The sequence below is a fragment of the Pseudomonas sp. HMSC063H08 genome, from assembly GCF_001813645.1.
GTDB lineage: Bacteria > Pseudomonadota > Gammaproteobacteria > Pseudomonadales > Pseudomonadaceae > Pseudomonas > Pseudomonas aeruginosa.
Window position 1 is genome coordinate 234,653 of record NZ_KV813620.1, and the last position, 14,733, is coordinate 249,385.

The window sequence follows — 14,733 nt, forward strand, 5'->3', positions numbered from 1 at the left end:
TCCGTCAAAGCACGCCGGCGCGCTTCCAGCCCAGGTAGCGGCTGATCAGCTCCGGCCCGAGTTCGCTGGGACGCGCATCGAGCACTGGCACGCCGTGGGCCGCGAGCTTCTCGTGGAGGCCGTTGCGCGCATTCAGGTAGTCGATGGTGCCGGTGTAGGCGAGCGCCTGCTCATAGCGGGCGACCGGCTCCTGGCGCAGGGTGTCGAGCACTTCCTCGCGCAGGCTGGCGACCAGCACCCGGTGCTGGCGGCCCAGGCGTTTCACCGCGCCGAGCAGTTCCTCGTCGTCCTCGTCGCGCAGGTTGGTCACCAGGATCACCAGGGCCCGCCGCCGCTGGCGGGACAGCACCGCCTGCACGGCTTCCGGGAAGTCGGCGGGACGCTGGCTGGTCTGCAGGTCGTAGACGGTGTTGAGCAGCGCGCCGAGCTGGGCGCTGCCCTTGCCCGGCGGGAGGTGCCGGCGGTCGTCGCCGGCGAAGGTCATGGCGCCCACCGCATCGCCCTGGCGCAGGGCCACGTAGGCCAGCAGCAGGCTGGCGTTGAGGGCATGGTCGAAGTGCGACAGGTCGCCGTCCTGGCTGCGCATGCGGCGGCCGCAGTCGAGCAGGAAGAGGATCTGCTGGTCGCGTTCGTCCTGGTATTCGCGGGCGATCGGCGTGCGTTTGCGAGCGGTGGCCTTCCAGTCGATCTGGCGCAGGGTGTCGCCGTCGCGGAATTCGCGCAACTGGTGGAACTCCAGGCCGAGGCCGCGGCGCTGGCCGCCGCGTACGCCGATCTGGTTGAGCCAGTGGTCGACCGCCATCAGTTCGGCGCCGTAGAGGCGGGCGAAGTCCGGGTAGACGCGGGTCTCGCCGCGTGCTTCCAGGTAGCGGCGCTGCCGCCACAGGCGCAGCGGGCTGGGCAGTTCCAACTCGCAGCGGGGAAACACGAAGTGACCGCGGTTCAGCGGCCGCACCCGGTAGCCGACCTCGGTGCTTTCGCCCGGGCGCAGTTCGACCTCCTGCGGCAGGTACTCGAAATCCATGCCGGCCGGCAGGTGATCGAACAGGGTCAGGCGAACCGGACGCCGATAGGTGTGCTGCAGATGCAGGCGCACTTCGCTCCAGCGCCCCAGCGGCAGGTTGCCGCTGAGCTGGCGGCTCAGCTTCGGCACCGCCTGGCGGCGCGCCCACAGGGCGTCCAGCAGGCCGAGCAGGAGCAGCGCGGCGAGCGCCGCCCACCAGAATGTATGCAGTTGCGCAGGCAACCGCTGGCCGAGCGCCGACAGGCTGCCCAGGCCGATGGCCAGCAGCAGGAGCGCGGCGAACAGCGCCAGCAGGGCGCGCGATGGCTTCATACGCGGGGGGCCGGTACCTGGTCGAGCAACTGTTGCAGGACCTGGTCCACCGACAGCCCCTCGATGTCCAGCTCCGGAGACAGCCGGACCCGATGGCGCAGGACCGCCAGGGCACAGCCCTTGATGTCGTCCGGCACCACGAACTCGCCGCCGCGCAGCAGCGCCCGCGCCCGGCCGCAACGGACCAGGGCGATCGACGCGCGAGGTCCGGCGCCGAGGGCCAGGCCCGGCCAGTTGCGGGTGGTGCGGGCCAGGCGCACGGCATAGTCGAGGACCTGGTCGTCGATCGGCAGGTCGCTGGCGATCCGCTGCAGGGCGAGAACGTCCTTGTCCTTCAGCAGCGGCCGCAGGTTGGCTACGTCGAGCATGTCGCTGCGCGCGGAGCGGGTCACCTGGCGCACCAGGGTCTGTTCCTCGGCTTCGGCCGGGTAATCGATGCGCAGCTTGAGCATGAAGCGGTCGAGTTCGGCTTCCGGCAGCGGATAGGTGCCTTCCTGCTCGATCGGGTTCTGCGTCGCCAGCACCATGAACGGCTGCGGCACCGGCAGGGCGCGTCCTTCCAGGGTGACCTGGCGCTCCTGCATCACTTCCAGCAGGGCGGCCTGGGTCTTGGCCGGCGCGCGGTTGATCTCGTCCGCCAGCAGCAGGTGGGTGAACACCGGCCCCTTGCGCAGCTTGAACTGCTCGCTGGCGAGGTCGTATACGGCGTGGCCGGTGACGTCGCTGGGCATCAGGTCGGGGGTGAACTGGATGCGCGCGAAGCCGCCGTCGAAGCAGCGCGCCAGGGCGCGTACCAGCAGGGTCTTGCCGAGCCCCGGCACGCCTTCCACCAGCACGTGGCCGCCGGCGAGCAACGCGGTGAGCACGTCGTCGATCACCGCGCCCTGGCCGATCAGGGCTTTCTGCAGTTCGCTGCGCAGGGCCTGGGCCAGCTGGCTGGCGCGCTGGCGCTGGAGCGCAGGGTTGGGCGCGGTGCTCGGTTGTTCGGGCGTCTGTTCGCTCATAGGGCATTCCTGAGGCTTTGCAGGTGGGCGACCTGGCGGGTGAAGTCGGCAGCGGAAAGGCGCTGCGCCGGATATGGGCGCATGGCCTGGCTGATGGCGCTGGGTGGCAGGCGGGTCATGCGCCCGAGGATCTGCCATTGCTCGGCGACGCCGAGCTGTTCGAAACCGGGGTGGCGACGCCGCGCCCTGCGCAGGATGTCGCGTTGCAGACCGTGCAGCAAGGCGACGTGGCCGCGCTGGCGGAGGAGGAAGTCGGCGCCGGCGCGCAGGTGTTCCTCCAGTTGCCGGCGCGAACGGCTGGCCACCGGCTGCAAGGGACCCTGGCGCAGCCCTGCGCGCCACAGGCCAGCGAGCAACAGCAGCAGCGCTGCCGCCAGGGCCTCGGGGAAGTGGCGGGCGAGCAGGGTGGCGAGGCTGTCGCGTTCGGCGCGGTAGAGCAGGGTCACCTGGTTGTCCTGGGTCAGGTACCAGAGCAGCCAGGCGTTGTCGTAGTGCTCGATGTTGCGGTTCTGCCAGATCCAGGCGTCGGTGAGCACCGTGACCAGGCCCTTGCCGTGCTGCATCTGCAACAGGTGGGTGGCGTCGCCGCTGTTGGCCCAGGCGTAGGCGTGGTTCTGCGGATCGTAGAGGTGGTAGTCGGGATCGAAGCCGATGTAGGCCGGCGAGCGCTCGTTTTCCAGGTACAGGCGGGTCAGTGCGGAATAGTCCGGCACGCTGTCGGCGGGCTCTTCTTCCTCGCCGGCGGCTTCCTCCGGCGGCGCTTCGGTCGCATGGTCGTCGACGCTACCTTCGTCGGCGTCGGCGTCGGCGGTTTCCTCGCTGGCCCGGTCCTGGCTGTCGTCGAAGTCCTCGGTCAGGTACTGGCGGATATCCAGGCTGTCGAGCAGCAGGTCGCCGCTCTTCTTCTCGTCCTCGTCCCACAGGCGTTCGGCGATCAGCACCAGATGCCCGCCCTGCTCGCTCCATTGCAGCAGGCGGCGAGCCTGGCCGGGAGTCATGCCGGAGCGGCTGCCGAGCAGGAGCAGGGTATGCCCGGAGGGCGGCAGTTCCTTGAGGACCTCAAGGCCGTCGGTGCGGCTCACCGTGACCCCCTGCTTGCGCAGGAACAGTTCGGCGGCCAGGTAGGGATTGCGCCGGGCCTCCGGCGATGGGCCGAGGTCGATCGTCTCCGTATAGGGTTGCAGGCGGCTGGCCAGGAAGATCGCCAGCAGCCCGGCCAGCAGCAGGAGCACGGCAAGCAACAGGAAGCGCGCGCGCCGGCTCATCATGGCTTGGCTCCCGCGGCGAAAAGGCTGCGCCAGCCATCGCAGAGGCGCTGGCGAGCGTCGTCGGCCGGCAGCCGGTGGCCGTAGGCGAGCGCCTGCCATTGGGCGGTCAGCAGTTGGCTGTAGTGCAGCAGCGGCCGTTGTTGCTCCAGTCCTTCGACCAGGCGCAGGACCTCGCCCTCGGTATGGGAGCCCTTCAACGGCAGGCGGTAGTCATGCAGCAGTCGGCTGAGCAGCCCGCGGTAGAGCAGGCCGAGGGCTTCCCGTGGTTTCTCGTTCCAGAGCCGTTCGGCGTTGCCGGCGATGTCGTCGGGCAGGCTTTCCGGACTGAGATCGAGGCCGAACATCACCGTCGGCGCTTCGCGGCGGGCCCGTTGCGGCAAGCCCAGGTTGCCGACGAACAGGCGCAGCCATTCACGGTAGCGCCAGACCAGCAGGAACACCGCGCTGAACAGCAGCGCCCAGAGCAGCACTTCGATGACCTGCGCCGCGTGACGGAACGGCACCCAGTTGGCCAGGGCCTCGAAGAATGCCTTGAGCCGCTCTTCGTCCTCCTTGCGGCTGTCCTTTTTCTCGGTCTTGTCGCCGAAGCGCCAGCCCGTAACGGTCTCGCTGTTCTTGAACGGCGCGCCGTCGACGATCGCCCGGATCTGCTTGCCGGCCTGTTCGCTGTTGAGTTTCTGCCGCAGCAGGCGGGCCTGCTCGGGCGGTAGCTCGGCTTCGCCGGCGCTGGCGGCGGCCGCCGGCTCGGCGTAGGTGGAAGGGGCGGGCAGCCAGGCCAGCGAAGCGGCCAGGCCGAGCAGCAGGACATAGGCGCTGCCGACCAGACGCTGGCGCAGGCGGCGGAACACCAGCTCGATGTCCCAGGCCTCCAGTTCGGTGCGCCGGTTCAGGTAGAGGGTGAAGCCACAGGCCACGTAGATCGGCTCCCAGACTACCAGCACCAGGACGTAGAGCAGGTTCGACAGGTGCTCCAGCCAGAGCCACTCGCCGGCTTCCGGGTCGAGCAGGCTCTGCCAGTTCCAGTCGATCTCGTTCTGCGCCGGGATCAGCAGATAGAGAAGCATGGCGAAGCCGGCCCAGAGCGCCATTTCCAGGTGCACGCCGACCACGGTCAGCCAGGTCGCGCCGCCGGCGTTGCGCTGGGACAATACGATCAGGCGCTGGCTGCGGGACTCCCCGGCGAGCCCTTCCAGTTGCAGGACCGGCAGGTCGAAGCTGCGCGTCGGACTGAAGCGGCGCCACAGCAGGCTGGCCGGCAACTGTTTCCTCAGCAGGGCGGGATAGGCGCGCAGGGCCTGCTTCAGGGTTGGCGTATCGCCGAACAGGGCGTGCGAGAGAATGTACAGCGGCAGCCGTTCGAAGGCCGGCTTGAGCCACCAGAAGATCAGGATCGCCAGGGTTGGATGCTGCCACAGCAGGAGGCTGAGCACGGCGAACAGCGGCAGGGTCAGCAATGCCCAACTGCCCATCAGCAGGCGCGCATGGCGATGCGCCAGGAGGATGCCGAGGTCGAGCGCTTCCCAGGCGCTGCGCGGGCGGATCGCCACGCTGGCGTCAGTCAGGCGCATGGCGGCTCCGTCCGGCGAACAGGAAGTAGCTGCCGACCAGCAGCCAGAGGACCGCGCCGACCGCGTACTTCACCCGCGGCTCGAAATGACTGATGGAAGACCAATAGGCCTCGGTGAAGGCCGCCAGCAGCAACAGCACGATCACCCCGGCGATCAGTTGCACGCTGCGCCGGGCGGCCAGCCGCAGGGCTTCGCCGCGGGTCAGGCGACCTGGCGCGAGCAGCGCCCAGCCGAGCTTGAGGCCGGCGGCGCCGGCGAAGGTGATGGCGGTCAGTTCGAACGCGCCGTGGCCGATGACGAAGGGCCAGAAGGTCTGCACGTAGCCAATCTGCGTCAGGTGGCCGGCCACCGAACCGATCATCAGGCCATTGAACAGCAGGAAGAACAGGCTGCCGAGTCCCAGCAGCACGCCGCTGGCGAAGGTCTGAAAGGCGATGCCGATGTTGTTCATGATGTAGAAGCCGAACATTTCCCAGTCGTCGCTGGTGTCGCGTGCCCCCAACGGACCCAGGCGGGTGGTTTCCGGGGCGTACATAGACTCCATCTCGCTGACCTTGTCCGGGCTGACCACGCTGTAGATCAGGTCGGGAAAGTGATAGACCAGCAGCCCCATGAGCAGGGCGCTGCCGTAGAACAGCAGGCTGGCCACGGCGATGCTGCGCCACTCCTCGCGGACCAGGCGCGGCAGGCCGGCGAGCAGGAAGCCGAGGATGCGGCTGCCGAGCTGGCTGCGGTGCCGGTAGAACTGCTGGTGGCCGCGCATCGCCAGTTGCTGCAACTGGTCGATCAGGTGACTGCTGTAGCCGCGCTCCTGGGCCAGCGCCAGTTGCTGGCAGAGGCGCCGGTAATCGGCGGCGAAGTCGTCGCTGGAGCCTTCCAGCTTCTTGCCTTTCTCGAGAAAGGCGAGGCGTTTGTCGAAGCGTTGCCAGGCGGCCTGGTGGCGCTGTTCGAAGAGGCTCTGTTTCATGCGCTCTCCTGGCGCAGGCCGAGAAAGCCACGGGCGATGCCGTTGATCTCGGCCTGGGCGCGTACCGGCTCGACGCCCAGCGGTTCGGCGAGAATGCCCGCCAGTTCCTCGCGGCGTGCCGAGGAAAGCGCCGCGCCGCGTTCGGCGAAGCCGAGGAAAGCGCGCTGTTCTTCCAGGCTCATGGGGAAGGGCGGCAGTTGCGGCTCGACGTCAGGCAGGCTGGGCCGGCTCAGTTCGGGTTCGCGGTAGACCACCAGGGTGCCGGCGGCGATGTCGCCCAGGCGCTTGAAGGCCGGATGGTTCAGGCAACAGAGCAGACCGAGGGCGTAGCCGAAGGGCAGGATGTCGGCGAAGCGCAGCAGGTTGCGCAGCAGCGACGCGGCCCAGCCCACCGGAGTGCCGTCGTCGTGGACGACGCGCAGTCCCATCATCTGCTTGCCGGGCGAGCGGCCCTGGTTGAGCACCTCGAAGAGGACCATGTACCACCAGGTCATGACGAAGGTCAGCAGCAGGCCGAGGCCGGCGCCGAGCTTGCCGAGGAACGCCAGGCCGAGCATCAGCACCAGCATGATCAGGCCGCGGATGCAGAGGTCGATGGTATAGGCCAGGGCCCGGGGGACGACGCCGGCGGGACGCAGGAGCAGGTCGATGCCTTCCGGCGTTTCCACGTGGTAGTGGGTGTCGAGGACCTCGGCGCCTGGCCGGGGGGCGGGCGCGACGAGGCGGGCGGCTGCGTTCGGTGGCATCGGGGGGCCGTGTCGGGGAAAGTCAGATGCTAGCCAGCGTGGCGTCATCAGGCAACCGGGCCGCCGCGACGGCCCGGTCTGCACCTCAGTTGCCCAGCGGGCGAACGCCGAAGATGGTGCGGTAGAGAATACCCATGGAAACGACGAACAGCGGGCCGGTCCAGATCAGGCCGATGAACAGCGGGATCATGCTCACCAGCATCAGCAGGCTCAGCACCAGCAGCAGGCCGAACACCTTGAACCAGTGGCGGCTGATGGCCTTGCGCGAGGTTTCCAGGGCCTGCCAGGGCGTCAGGCCGCGCTCGGCCACCAGCGGCAGGGCGAGCATGTAGGCGACGCTCAGGTAGAGGCCGGGGATGATCAGCAGGAAGAAGCCGACGTAGACCATCAGCATCATCAGCAGGCCGGTGAGCAGCAGCGGCACCAGCATGCCGAAGTAGTTGAACATTTCGTTGAAGGTCGCCGGCTGGTCGGCGGCGCGGCGGATGCCGATCATGGTCAGGCCGGTGAAGAACGGGTAGCCCACCGCCGTGGCGACCAGGCTGGCGATCATCTGGCCGACCGCGAAGGCGATGGGATCGGCCTCGCTCATCAGGCCGATACCGCCGAAGAGCAGGGTGAGGATGAAGGTGATGGTCTGGATCACCACGCTGTAGACCACGAAGGCGCCGATCAGGATGCCTTTGACGCCCTTGATCTTGGCCCAGGCTTCGCTGATCACGTCGCCGATGCGGAAGTCGTAGTCGCCGATGACCGGCGGCACCGCCTGGGTCGGTTGCAGGGCGCTGGCGGGGGTAGCGTAGGGATTGCTGGTGTCGTTCATGGTGCTGTCCTTGTCAGTGAAACGGGCATCCGTGCGAGCGGAATGCTAGCGAGGGCGGAGGGGACAACGCAAGGTTCGGATGGCAGATATGCGCACTGACGCGCCCTGGCGGGATGTGCCTACGGCGCTTTCCGTGAGTTCGTTGGAAAACCTGGAAATCCCCGAAGTGGGTCGCGAGCTTCGCGGCAGTCACTGGTAGACTGCCCGGTGCCGCCAGAAAGGGAATGACCGTGAACGCGAGTATTTTTTGGTACGACTACGAAACCACCGGCATCGACCCCCGCCGCGACCGGCCGTTGCAGATCGCCGGGATCCGCACGGACGAGGCGCTGAACGAGATCGGCGAGCCGATGAACCTGTATTGCCGTCCCAGCGACGATATCCTGCCCCACCCTATGGCTTGCCTGATCACCGGCATCACTCCCCAGCGGCTGGCCGAGCGGGGGCTGTCCGAGGCCGACTTCATGACCCGGGTACACGCCCAGCTGGCGCAGCCGGCGACCTGCGTGGCCGGCTACAACTCCCTGCGCTTCGACGACGAAGTGACGCGCTACAGCCTGTACCGCAACTTCTTCGATCCCTACGCACGCGAGTGGCAAGGCGGCAATAGCCGCTGGGACCTGATCGACATGGTCCGTACCGCCTATGCCCTGCGCCCGGAGGGCATCCAGTGGCCGCAGCTGGACGGCCGGCTGTCGCTGAAGCTGGAAATGCTCACCGCGGCGAACGGCCTGGAGCATGGCCAGGCCCACGACGCGCTTTCCGATGTCCGCGCCACCATTGCCCTGGCCCGCCTGATCCGTCAGCGCCAGCCGCGCCTGTACGATTACCTCTACCAGTTGCGCAGCAAGCACAAGGTGCTCGACCAGGTGCGCCTGCTGCAGCCGCTGGTGCATGTCTCCGGACGCTTTTCCGCGGAGCGCCATTTCCTCTCGGTGGTCCTGCCGCTGGCCTGGCACCCGCGCAACCGCAATGCCCTGATCGTCTGCGACCTCTGCGCCGATCCCGCGCCGCTGCTGGAGTTGTCGGCCGAGGACTTGCGCAGGCGCCTGTATACCCGTCGCGACGAACTGGCCGAGGGCGAGTTGCCGGTGCCGCTGAAGCAGATCCAGGTCAACCGTTGCCCGGTGGTGGCGCCGCTGTCGGTATTGCGCGCCGAGGATCGCCAGCGAACCGGCATCGAACTCGAGGAGTGCCAGCGAAAAGCCGAGTTGTTGCGCCAGCATCAAACCGTCTGGGCGGACAAACTGACAGCGCTATATGGCGAAGAAAGTTTCTCCGCCAGCGACGACCCCGAGCAACAGTTGTATGACGGATTTATTGGCGATCGGGATCGACGCCTTTGTGAACAGCTGCGCCTTGCCGAACCGGAGCAATTGGCCAAAGAACAATGGCCCTTCGACGATGCCCGCTTGCAGGAGTTGTTCTTCCGCTATCGTGCGCGAAATTTCCCGGAAACTTTAAATGTCGCCGAGCGCCAACAATGGGAAAGCTTCTGCCGCAATCGTTTGTCCCATGAAGAATACGGCGCACCGAATACTTTGCCGGCCTTCGAGGCGGCGCTGGAGGCTTGTCGGCAAGAGCAGGGCGGCACATTGCCGGCGGTACTTGCGGCCTGGCGCGATTACGCCGCGGAACTGCGTCAACGCTATTCGCTGGAGACTTGAGGACGCAGGCAGAGGAGTCGGTACGATCCGGCGGAAATGAAAAACGCCAGCACTGGGCTGGCGTTCTTCGTGGAACTGACTGGTTTAGCCGAGCAGGGTGGCCCAGCTCTCGACGGCCTCGGGGCCCCACTTGGCTTTCCACTCTTTCAAAGTCTTGTGGTTGCCGCCCTTGGTCTCGATGACTTCGCCGGTGTGCGGGTTCTTGTACTGCTTGACCTTGCGCGCGCGCTTGCCGGCAGGCGCCTTGGCGGTGCGGGTGCTCTTGCCGATCTTGGCGTCCGGATCGAGCAGGGAAATCACGTCACGCAGGGACTTCTGGTAAGTGCCCATCAGCGTGCGCAGCTTCTCTTCGAATTCCAGTTCTTTTTTCAGTTTGTCGTCTTGTTCCAGGGACTTCAGGCGCTCCTGAAGTTCCTTGATGGCTTCTTCCGTGGCGCGATATTCGTTGATCAGGGACATGTCAGGTACCTTGTCTGTGCTGAGTGGCGGTGGCGGGCATGTAAGTAGATTCAATAATAGTCAGGGCGAAACTGTAAGTAAACCGCGATGAAAACTTTTCTCGATGAAATTCAAAGTAATTAATTCCGCATCGGGATTGCCCTGTTGTGCGGGTTTATTCTCTCGCGCAACAGCCTGTCGAAAGGCCTTCGCCGAGGCTGAACTTTTCCCGCCATGCCGCTAGAATGGCGGCCTTTCGCGATGTTTCTGGAGTATACCCATGCGCACTTTTCGGCTGGTGATCGCCTGTCCCGACGGGGTCGGGATCGTTGCCAAGGTGAGTAACTTCCTGGCCACCTACAATGGCTGGATCACCGAAGCCAGCCATCATTCCGACAACGATAACGGCTGGTTCTTCATGCGCCACGAGATCCGTGCCGACTCTCTGCCGTTCGACCTGGATGGCTTCCGCCAGGCTTTCGCCCCGATCGCCCGCGAATTCTCCATGGAATGGCGGATCACCGATTCCGAGGTGAAGAAGCGCGTGGTGCTGATGGCCAGCAAGGAGTCCCATTGCCTGGCCGATCTGCTGCACCGCTGGCACAGCGGCGAACTGGACTGCGAGATTCCCTGCGTGATCGCCAACCACGACGACCTGCGCAGCATGGTCGAGTGGCACGGTATCCCGTATTTCCACGTTCCCGTCGATCCGCAGGACAAGCAGCCGGCTTTCGATGAAGTTTCCCGGCTGATCGACGAACATGGCGCCGACTGCATCGTCCTGGCTCGCTACATGCAGATCCTGCCGCCGGACCTGTGCCGCAAGTACGCCCACCAGGTGATCAACATCCACCACAGCTTCCTGCCGTCCTTCATCGGCGCCAAGCCGTATCACCAGGCGTCGAAGCGCGGGGTCAAGCTGATCGGCGCGACCAGCCATTACGTGACCGAGGAACTGGATGCCGGTCCGATCATCGAGCAGGACGTGGTGCGGGTCACTCACCGCGACAACGTCGAAGACATGGTGCGGCTGGGCAAGGATGTGGAAAAACTGGTGCTCGCGCGCGGACTGCGCTATCACCTGGAAGACCGCGTACTGGTACACGGCAACAAGACGGTGGTGTTCGACTGAGTCGGCTTCCCTGGAATGCCGGCCGGGGTCGGCACCCGGAGGAACGAACATGAGCGATCCCAGGTCGGCGGGCACCGCCAGCCCGCCACCGACCCTCGGCGAGGGTTGCACCAGCCGTTACGACATCGACGCCCTCGGCGACGAGGACGGAACCGAGTTTCCCGACGCGGCCGAACTCTGGCGGCGTATCCAGGAGAGCGTCAGCGAGACGGGCGAGGCTGACGCCGAGGATACGCTCAGGAAGAAGCCTCGCGACTGCTGATCAGCTTCTTCAGCAGCGGACGTCCGGCGAGCACGGCGAACACCGGGCCGCCGGCGACGAGGTAGAAATAGAAGGTCACCGCTCGCCAGATGACGATGGCCGCCGCCGCCGTCGACTTGCCGATCATGGGGGCCAGCAGGGCCGCCGAGGTCAGCTCGGTGCCGCCGGCGCCGCCGGGGATCAGCGATAGCTGTCCGGCGCTGAGCGAGACCATCTGGATCAGGAAGGTCCAGGCCCACTGGATGTCCACTCCCAGGCCGCGCAGGGTCAGGTCGAGCACGCTGAAGCGCAGCAGCCAGTGCGTACTGCTGAGAAGGAAGACCGCCAGCAGGCGTCGTTTCGGCAGGCGCAGGCTGTCGTGCAGGGCAATGCGGAAATGCAGGATCTTGCGGCCCCAGTGCAGGCGCTTGCGCGATGACACGCCGAGCCGCGCCAGAACCCGCCCGTTGAAGCGGATCACCTGGTGCAGGTAGCGGATCAGCATTACCGCGCCGACGAACAGGCCGACCAGGAATACCGCGCTGAAGATCAGGCTCGATTCCATGTTCGGGCTCAGCGAATGGCTGAGGGCATAGATCAGGATCGCGCCGAGGGCGCAGAGGAAGAACGTCAGGTCGGCCAACTGGTCGACCGCGAACACCGCGCTGGTCTGCGCCGGGCGCAGGCCGCGCCGGGCCAGCAACGCCATCAGGGTCAACGGCCCGCCGCTGCCGCCCGGAGTGGCGCAGAAGGCGAATTCGCTGGCCATGATGATGCCGACGCTCTGCAATTGCCCGAGCTTGCCGGCGCGCCCGGCGAGCAGCAAGCGCAGGCGTAGGCCGTTGATGAACCAGCAGACCACGATCATGCCGAACATCAGCAGCAGGCTGTCCAGCGGGAAGGCGCGCAAGCGCGAGAACATGTCGCTGCCGCCGAGCACCAGCGGAATCAGCGAGGCACCGATCAAACCGAACAGCAGTAACCAGCCTCGACTCATGCCGCGTGGTCCAGGGCGAGGCGGCGCTCCAGCCAGTCGATCTTGGTCAGCGGCTGGCGCCCCTCGGACAGCAGGGTGCGCAGGGTACGCAGCCAGTATTCGCGGGAAAAGCGATGGCGCATGTCGACCGGATGGAGTCCGAGGCGGATCACCGGCGCTGCGCGCCAGGCCCGCCGGCGCTGCTCGCTGAGCGCCCAGGAGAGGCCGCGACGCCAGGCACTGCGCGCGCTCCAGACCAGACCGGGGGCCTCGATCGGTTGCAGGTGGGGAAGCCGGTAGAGGTTGGACGGGTCGCTGGTGTAGCGCAGTCCGCTCTCGCCGAGCGCCTGGCGGGTGCCGGCGCTCATCAGCCAGGCCGGCGCGACGAAACCGTGCAGCGGCCATCCGCGGCGGCGGAACAGTTCGATGCCGGCGGCCAGGCGGGCCTTGGCCTCGGCGTGGTCGAGGGCATAGAACTCTCCCTCCCAGGTGTAGATGCGACGCATGAAGTATTGCCCTGGAGTACGCGGTGGTGGGGCGTCATCGTAGTGATAGAAGCCGTGGAGAGCCAGTTCGTCACCCCGGGCCACCCGCCGCGAGAGCAGTTCGCAGAACTTTACGTCGGCTTCCAGCGGGTTGCGATGGTGGAAATCGGGCACTACCAGCCAGGTCATGGGGACCTGGCCGAGCGCGTCCACGGCCTCGACGAAGGGCCGGTAGTCCGGCCAGGTTTCCGGGGCCACGTCGTGCAACACCAGCAGCAGGCTGCGTTCAGCCATAGCGCGGGAACCTCGCCTCGCTGTCGCCGAGTACCGCGTGGTAGTGCAGGAGCAGGCCGGCGACCACCGCGTCCCAGGCATGCTGGCGCTCGACGTGACGGCGGGCGCGCTGGCCGCGCAGCTCGACGTCGTGGCTGAACAGTTCGCGCACCGCGCAGGCCATGGCGTCGCCGTTGTTCGGCGCGCAGAGCACGCCGCAACGCTCCGGGACTATTTCCGCCAGTGCCCCGGCGCGCACCGCCACCACCGGAATGCCGCTGGCCATCGCTTCGAGTGCGACCAGGCCGAAGGTCTCCTGGTCGCCGGCGTGCAGCAGCGCGTCGCTGCTCGCCAGCAGGCGGGCGACTTCGCGGCTGTCGCAGAAATGGTCGACCACGCTGGTGTTGCGCGGTACCCGGGTCGGCATGTTGGAACCCACCAGCAACAGGTGATAGCCGTCGCCGAGGCGCTGGATGGCGTTGAGCAGTACCGGCAGGTTCTTTTCCCGCGAACCGCGCCCGGCGAACACCAGCAGGCGGGTTTCCTCGTCCAGGCCGAGTTCCTGGCGCAGCCCCGGATCTCGGTTGCTCGGATGGAAGGTGACGAGGTCGACGCCCAGCGGTTGTACATGCACGTCGGCGACGCCCAGGCGCATCAGCTTTTCCGCCATCACCCGGCTGGGGGCCAGGACCCGGTCGAAGTGGCCGTACAGCTTGCTGACGTAGTTGTCCGCGTTGGTGCCGAGCCAGGCGCCCATGCGATTGCTCACCAGCAGCGGCAGGTCGGAGTGGTAGAAGCCGATCACCGGCACGTCCAGCCGACGTCGCGCGTCGAGCGCCGCCCAGGCGGTGAGGTACGGGTCGCCGACCTCGATCAGGTCCGGTTGCAGATTGCGCAGCACCTTGCGCCAGGGGCCGCGACGGAGAGGGAAGCGGTAGCCATTGCCGAATGGCAGCGGCGGCGCCGGCACCTCGTGGATGCCGTTCGCCTGGCGATAGCCGGCGCCAGGAACCAGCACGCTGTGGCGAATGCCGGGATAGTGCCAGAGATGGCGATGCTTGGCTTCGAGATAGGTGCGTACCCCCCCGCTGGCAGGCGCGTAGAACATGGTCATATCGGCGATGTGCACGATGGGCCTTCCTCCGTTGAGCTTGTTCCTTCTGCCACTCAGTGGACCACCGGCGCCGGCAGTCGTTCGAACGGTGTGCGGGAGCCATGGGTAGCTTCAAGTCTAGGAAAGAAAGCGCGAGCCGGCGCGTTCGGGGCAGCCAGCGCGGGAATAGGTCGCAGAGGGAGCGGGCGGAGAGGAAGGCATGCCTCGGGAGGCATCCTGGCAGGATAAGGGTGAACAACGCCGTTGGCGTTGTTCACCCTACGAATGGCCGGGGGCAGGGCGGATAGCCGCGGCGCGATTATCCGCCGGTTCGGCTACGGCTCGGGCAGTGCTCAGATCTTGAAGCTGTCCACCAGCTGGCGCAGGCGCCCGGCCTGGGTTTCCAGCTCGCCGCAGGCGCGCAGGGTGGCCTGGAGGTTCTCCACGCCTTCCTGGTTGAGGGTGTTGATCTCGGTGATGTCCATGTTCAGCGAATCGACCACCGCGGTCTGCTCCTCGGTGGCGGTGGCCACCGACTGGTTCATCCCGTCGATCTCGGCGATCCGTCCGGTGACGCTGCTCAGGCGTTCGCCGGCACGGTTGGCGATCTCCACGCTTTCAAGGCTGTAGCGCTGACTCTCGGTCATGGTGCTGACCGCTTCCTGGGCGCCGATCTGCAGTTCCTCGATCATCTTCTGGATCTGCTGGGCCGACTC

The 14,733-nt window shown here is 66.7% G+C and carries 14 protein-coding genes and 1 pseudogene; 3 read left to right on the top strand and 12 right to left on the bottom strand.

Features of this window, described 5'->3' with window-relative positions; all coding sequences use genetic code 11:
• Nucleotides 1–4: 4 nt before the first annotated feature.
• Genes HMPREF2924_RS31675 through HMPREF2924_RS31705 form a run of 7 tightly spaced genes read right to left on the bottom strand, consistent with a single transcriptional unit; the run spans nt 5 to nt 7,712 of the window.
• Nucleotides 5–1,336: a DUF58 domain-containing protein gene (locus HMPREF2924_RS31675; protein WP_003110040.1), complete on the bottom strand. Its 1,332-nt coding sequence runs from the start codon at nt 1,334–1,336 to the stop codon at nt 5–7.
• Nucleotides 1,333–2,340, bottom strand: a complete 1,008-nt coding sequence (locus tag HMPREF2924_RS31680; RefSeq protein WP_003093896.1) for an AAA family ATPase — start codon at nt 2,338–2,340, stop codon at nt 1,333–1,335. The genes HMPREF2924_RS31675 and HMPREF2924_RS31680 overlap by 4 nt, the downstream gene beginning before the upstream one ends.
• Nucleotides 2,337–3,608: a DUF4350 domain-containing protein gene (locus HMPREF2924_RS31685; RefSeq protein WP_003134644.1), complete on the bottom strand. Its 1,272-nt coding sequence runs from the start codon at nt 3,606–3,608 to the stop codon at nt 2,337–2,339. The genes HMPREF2924_RS31680 and HMPREF2924_RS31685 overlap by 4 nt, the downstream gene beginning before the upstream one ends.
• Complete coding sequence (locus HMPREF2924_RS31690; RefSeq protein WP_003134642.1) at nt 3,605–5,176, bottom strand: DUF4129 domain-containing protein; 1,572 nt, start codon at nt 5,174–5,176, stop codon at nt 3,605–3,607. Before HMPREF2924_RS31690 ends, HMPREF2924_RS31685 begins: the two co-directional genes overlap by 4 nt.
• The gene (locus HMPREF2924_RS31695; protein ID WP_003134640.1) at nt 5,163–6,143 is read right to left on the bottom strand and encodes a stage II sporulation protein M; all 981 of its coding nucleotides are present in this window, start codon (nt 6,141–6,143) and stop codon (nt 5,163–5,165) included. The genes HMPREF2924_RS31690 and HMPREF2924_RS31695 overlap by 14 nt, the downstream gene beginning before the upstream one ends.
• Nucleotides 6,140–6,937 carry an RDD family protein gene (locus HMPREF2924_RS31700; protein ID WP_003134638.1) on the bottom strand — a complete coding sequence of 266 codons (798 nt, stop codon included), beginning with the start codon at nt 6,935–6,937 and terminating at the stop codon, nt 6,140–6,142. The genes HMPREF2924_RS31695 and HMPREF2924_RS31700 overlap by 4 nt, the downstream gene beginning before the upstream one ends.
• A gap of 37 nt (nt 6,938–6,974) precedes the next feature.
• Complete coding sequence (locus HMPREF2924_RS31705) at nt 6,975–7,712, bottom strand: hypothetical protein (RefSeq protein WP_003101171.1); 738 nt, start codon at nt 7,710–7,712, stop codon at nt 6,975–6,977.
• A 224-nt stretch (nt 7,713–7,936) separates the two neighbouring features.
• Here HMPREF2924_RS31705 and sbcB point away from each other — a divergent pair, with 224 nt between their 5' ends.
• Complete coding sequence (gene sbcB, locus HMPREF2924_RS31710; RefSeq protein ID WP_003120852.1) at nt 7,937–9,379, top strand: exodeoxyribonuclease I; 1,443 nt, start codon at nt 7,937–7,939, stop codon at nt 9,377–9,379.
• Between the two features lie 84 nt (nt 9,380–9,463).
• On the opposite strand, the gene mvaT is transcribed toward sbcB, so the two are convergent.
• Nucleotides 9,464–9,838, bottom strand: a complete 375-nt coding sequence (gene mvaT, locus HMPREF2924_RS31715; RefSeq protein ID WP_003093888.1) for a histone-like nucleoid-structuring protein MvaT — start codon at nt 9,836–9,838, stop codon at nt 9,464–9,466.
• A 259-nt stretch (nt 9,839–10,097) separates the two neighbouring features.
• On the opposite strand from mvaT, the gene purU reads away from it, so the two are divergent.
• Together purU and HMPREF2924_RS31725 are read left to right on the top strand one after the other, a co-directional pair.
• Nucleotides 10,098–10,949, top strand: a complete 852-nt coding sequence (purU, locus tag HMPREF2924_RS31720; RefSeq protein WP_003101174.1) for a formyltetrahydrofolate deformylase — start codon at nt 10,098–10,100, stop codon at nt 10,947–10,949.
• A 49-nt stretch (nt 10,950–10,998) separates the two neighbouring features.
• Nucleotides 10,999–11,211, top strand: coding sequence for a hypothetical protein (locus HMPREF2924_RS31725; RefSeq protein ID WP_023094984.1), 213 nt, complete (start codon nt 10,999–11,001; stop codon nt 11,209–11,211).
• Here HMPREF2924_RS31725 and HMPREF2924_RS31730 read toward each other — a convergent pair.
• The 4 genes and pseudogenes from HMPREF2924_RS31730 to HMPREF2924_RS31745 all read right to left on the bottom strand — a co-directional run.
• Nucleotides 11,186–12,187, bottom strand: coding sequence for a glucosaminyl phosphatidylglycerol flippase (locus HMPREF2924_RS31730; RefSeq protein ID WP_003093885.1), 1,002 nt, complete (start codon nt 12,185–12,187; stop codon nt 11,186–11,188). The genes HMPREF2924_RS31725 and HMPREF2924_RS31730 overlap by 26 nt on opposite strands.
• Nucleotides 12,184–12,945: an N-acetylglucosaminyl phosphatidylglycerol deacetylase gene (locus HMPREF2924_RS31735; RefSeq protein ID WP_003134635.1), complete on the bottom strand. Its 762-nt coding sequence runs from the start codon at nt 12,943–12,945 to the stop codon at nt 12,184–12,186. Before HMPREF2924_RS31735 ends, HMPREF2924_RS31730 begins: the two co-directional genes overlap by 4 nt.
• The gene (locus tag HMPREF2924_RS31740) at nt 12,938–14,053 is read right to left on the bottom strand and encodes an N-acetylglucosaminyl phosphatidylglycerol synthase (RefSeq protein WP_003134633.1); all 1,116 of its coding nucleotides are present in this window, start codon (nt 14,051–14,053) and stop codon (nt 12,938–12,940) included. Before HMPREF2924_RS31740 ends, HMPREF2924_RS31735 begins: the two co-directional genes overlap by 8 nt.
• A gap of 317 nt (nt 14,054–14,370) precedes the next feature.
• Nucleotides 14,371–14,733, bottom strand: a pseudogene (locus tag HMPREF2924_RS31745) (chemotaxis protein); the annotation flags it as partial.

Coding starts and splice junctions, on each gene's coding strand:
- HMPREF2924_RS31675 (WP_003110040.1), bottom strand. CDS start 1,336: ATGAAGCCATCGCGCGCCCTGCTGGCGCTGTTCGCCGCGCTCCTGCTG.
- HMPREF2924_RS31680 (WP_003093896.1), bottom strand. CDS start 2,340: ATGAGCGAACAGACGCCCGAACAACCGAGCACCGCGCCCAACCCTGCG.
- HMPREF2924_RS31685 (WP_003134644.1), bottom strand. CDS start 3,608: ATGATGAGCCGGCGCGCGCGCTTCCTGTTGCTTGCCGTGCTCCTGCTG.
- HMPREF2924_RS31690 (WP_003134642.1), bottom strand. CDS start 5,176: ATGCGCCTGACTGACGCCAGCGTGGCGATCCGCCCGCGCAGCGCCTGG.
- HMPREF2924_RS31695 (WP_003134640.1), bottom strand. CDS start 6,143: ATGAAACAGAGCCTCTTCGAACAGCGCCACCAGGCCGCCTGGCAACGC.
- HMPREF2924_RS31700 (WP_003134638.1), bottom strand. CDS start 6,937: ATGACGCCACGCTGGCTAGCATCTGACTTTCCCCGACACGGCCCCCCG.
- HMPREF2924_RS31705 (WP_003101171.1), bottom strand. CDS start 7,712: ATGAACGACACCAGCAATCCCTACGCTACCCCCGCCAGCGCCCTGCAA.
- sbcB (WP_003120852.1), top strand. CDS start 7,937: ATGACCGTGAACGCGAGTATTTTTTGGTACGACTACGAAACCACCGGC.
- mvaT (WP_003093888.1), bottom strand. CDS start 9,838: ATGTCCCTGATCAACGAATATCGCGCCACGGAAGAAGCCATCAAGGAA.
- purU (WP_003101174.1), top strand. CDS start 10,098: ATGCGCACTTTTCGGCTGGTGATCGCCTGTCCCGACGGGGTCGGGATC.
- HMPREF2924_RS31725 (WP_023094984.1), top strand. CDS start 10,999: ATGAGCGATCCCAGGTCGGCGGGCACCGCCAGCCCGCCACCGACCCTC.
- HMPREF2924_RS31730 (WP_003093885.1), bottom strand. CDS start 12,187: ATGAGTCGAGGCTGGTTACTGCTGTTCGGTTTGATCGGTGCCTCGCTG.
- HMPREF2924_RS31735 (WP_003134635.1), bottom strand. CDS start 12,945: ATGGCTGAACGCAGCCTGCTGCTGGTGTTGCACGACGTGGCCCCGGAA.